This is a genomic window from Microcoleus sp. PH2017_35_SFW_U_B, assembly GCF_020737865.1.
In the GTDB taxonomy this organism is placed as follows: Bacteria; Cyanobacteriota; Cyanobacteriia; order Cyanobacteriales; family Microcoleaceae; genus Microcoleus.
Window position 1 is genome coordinate 1 of record NZ_JAEQDE010000198.1, and the last position, 2,906, is coordinate 2,906.

A 2,906-nucleotide genomic window follows, 5' to 3' on the forward strand; every position below is an offset into this window, starting at 1 on the left:
ACAATTCTAGCGGTCGCTTTTAGCCATGAGTCACCCACTATTTTCAGCCAATTTAACGAGTTGTGGACTTCCTTCTCGACCTTAACAGGCTGGCTAGTATTGACATAACTGCGGTTTACAAACCGGATAATTGAGCCTTGGTTTTCGGCATTGCAGATATTATCTCAATTCTAGACTTATCTTGTCCAGCGAGCTTTGACTAAGTTTAGATAACTATTTCGCCCTGTAAGTTAACCCTTCATCTTCTTCTGTTTGCCACTGCCGCAAAAGTTCAAAAGCATTAAAGCCCCTGTATTGCAGGTAGTTCAAGACTTTGCCCTTGGTTTTCGGATCTACTTTACTCCAAGCATCGATCTTGTATTTCCGCATGACTTTGGCTTTTAATTCGGCGAGTTTTGCGGCTTCCGAGTCCAGATTTTCGGCAATTTCTTCCTCCCAGACTTGCTCGAACAAATCGCTAGTAATTCCTTTTTGCAGGCACTTGCGCTTGATGGCCGATTTCCCGTATTTGCCCGTAGCAGAGGCGATCGAGTTTGCCACCAAGCGAGTGTCAGACTGATAGCCCCGGTCTTGAATTTGCGCGATCGCCTCCAATATTTCCTCATTGCCAAAACCTTTCTCTTGCCCCTTTTTGCGAAGTTCAGAGGCACTGTAGTCTTTGCGGGACAAGAGAAAATAGAAATAGTCAAGACAGCTCATCAGTTAAATCGAAGGTTGGCGCGCAAATACTTCTGTAGCGAATATCAAATCCAGTCGCCTTGCTATCGGCAGACTGCATCGCGATCGCCTCTATTCTTCTGTATCCTCCTCTTCTTCCACTTCCACTTCCGGTCTGTCCACATCGATCTGAATCAAGCGAATGTGCTTGTATCCGAGTTTAATTTCAAACTCGTCACCTGGCTTTAATCCCATTTCTTGGGTATAATTTGCCCCGATCACGATCGAGCCATTCTTGTGAACGCTAGCGCGATAACTCGCTTCTCGTCCGCGTCCGTCTGCTTTCGACTTCTCTAGCTCAATTCCCTTAGCAGCTAACACTGCATCGTAAAACTCAGCCAAGTTAATCCGGGTTTCTCCACTTTTGCTGACGGTGAAGTAGCCGCAAAGCTTTGCAAGTTCTCTGCGCGGCAAATCGCTGCCTTTGATTTTTTGAAGCAGACCTTTTCCTGTTAAGGGTGCTGTAGCTGTTTCTGCCATTGACCGTACCTCGCTTATTGGACTTTACTTATATCAATTACAACACATTAGATTAACTTTGTTTCACTGTCAATACTAAGAATTCGGAATATAAGATTCTGGGTAAATTTTTGCGGTCTCAAAACCGGGGGTGTAAGTAAGGATACTCGAAGGCAGATCTATTTGCCTTCGAGCAGGTGATGCTTGCCTAAGCGTCAAGGGCGCGATCGCGGGAGGAATTATTGTCGCAAATTAAATGCTTTACTTTTTTACAGTAAAGTCTGTTCCCAACTTTCACCAATCCCCGATCCAGTCTGCGGTCAAGGTAAAAACCAAAGCACCGATGAATGAAAATACCTAGGGCGCGACACAGGCAAATCTGCCGCCAGCCTTGTTACCGGCGCGGGGTTAAATTTTACCTCAACAAGGCGAGGCAGCACTTGTTCTCGATGCCGCTGCCACCTACTTGTAAACCCTGTTTTTCGGGCAGCGAATCCCCTCAAAACCCCAAATACCGAAGAGCAATCTTCTACTAAGGTGTTCGGCATATATAGCCCATCCACCCTGACGGTTAGGACGCTCTTAATGGCCCTTTCCCCATGGAGTCGATTGCTTCTGACTTCTGAGTTCAGACTTCTTTTTACCCCCCGAGCGCAGCCTTTATCGCCTTCTTCCTTCTCCGTTCTTCCTTCTTCCTTCTTCCTTCTTCCTTCATTCAACATCTGCTATAATTTGCACACAACGCAGTCCGGGGAAGGCAATCCGGTAAAAAAATCAAGGAAATTTCACCTGTTCGTTGAAAGGGTTTTCGCTAAAAACCGATTGAATGGGCGTGGCGGCAGAAACATCGTGCAGCCACCACCGGAGGAATTAGCTGCTGCACCAAAAACATTAGATCTCTTACAAAAATACAAAGCACCACACCCCAGCCCTCCCCGCGAGTTCGGGGAGGGGGTAAGATTATTCTTGTTTCCCCCCGAAGTTCGAGGGGACTTGCGGGGGGTAAATTTGACTTTTGCAAGAGTTCTATTGTCTGTGATGTTCGAGGGGGAGAAGCGGATGGGGGGGGACAAGAACAAGGAATAGGGAATTAAAATATACAATTTATAATGTTCTAGAGGGATTTGTTTCATCGCGCGATCGGGCTGCGCCACTCTTCAACCTTCGCTACTTTCTCAGTGGACTCCGAGGGGGCGATCGGGAAAATCGCCCTCGGAGGGCCACAAGCCAGAGAATTTGACGTTATTTTGACAGGGCAATTGAAAAAGACCGACTTAAATGCAGTACAGCTTAAATATTGGTTTCAACACAAATTAGCACTTACCGCTCATCAACCCGGTTTCTACCCAAAATCAGAAGCTGGGAAATTTGCGTATCTAGGAAGAAACCGAGTTTTTCGTCAAGAGAGTAGGCGCCCAACTGTCGATCGAGCATTCGTCCCAGATGCGATCGAGCAGCAGCCGATCGCGAATTGCCAAGGACAACCGCAGTTAATTTCGCTCCCAAGCAAGCGAGCCCAAACTCAGCTCCGGGCGATCGGTTGTTGCTTCTGGGTTAGGAACTGTAACTTAATTTATGGACAAAGCTACCCATCCTTGACTATTTGGGTAGCTTTTTGAGCAAATTGTGGCCGCACGAGACTATTTGCCCGTAGTTCAATTTGTTTTTGCCTCCGTGCCATTGGATTACAGATGCGGGCGTCTTGCGTCAGAGGAATCTGCGTTTGGAAT

Annotated in this window: 4 protein-coding genes; all 4 read right to left on the bottom strand. The window is 46.9% G+C overall.

Annotated elements, in window-relative coordinates:
* Positions 1-213 precede the first annotated feature (213 nt).
* Positions 214-699 (bottom strand): regulatory protein RecX, encoded by a 486-nt coding sequence (locus JGK36_RS33590; RefSeq protein WP_293187176.1) that lies wholly within the window; start codon positions 697-699, stop codon positions 214-216.
* A gap of 90 nt (positions 700-789) precedes the next feature.
* Positions 790-1,197, bottom strand: coding sequence for an AbrB family transcriptional regulator (locus tag JGK36_RS33595; RefSeq protein ID WP_293187175.1), 408 nt, complete (start codon positions 1,195-1,197; stop codon positions 790-792).
* Positions 1,198-1,496: 299 nt separating this feature from the next.
* Positions 1,497-1,898: a hypothetical protein gene (locus tag JGK36_RS33600; protein WP_293187174.1), complete on the bottom strand. Its 402-nt coding sequence runs from the start codon at positions 1,896-1,898 to the stop codon at positions 1,497-1,499.
* Positions 1,899-2,496: 598 nt separating this feature from the next.
* Positions 2,497-2,682 (bottom strand): hypothetical protein, encoded by a 186-nt coding sequence (locus tag JGK36_RS33605; protein ID WP_293199381.1) that lies wholly within the window; start codon positions 2,680-2,682, stop codon positions 2,497-2,499.
* Positions 2,683-2,906 lie beyond the last annotated feature (224 nt).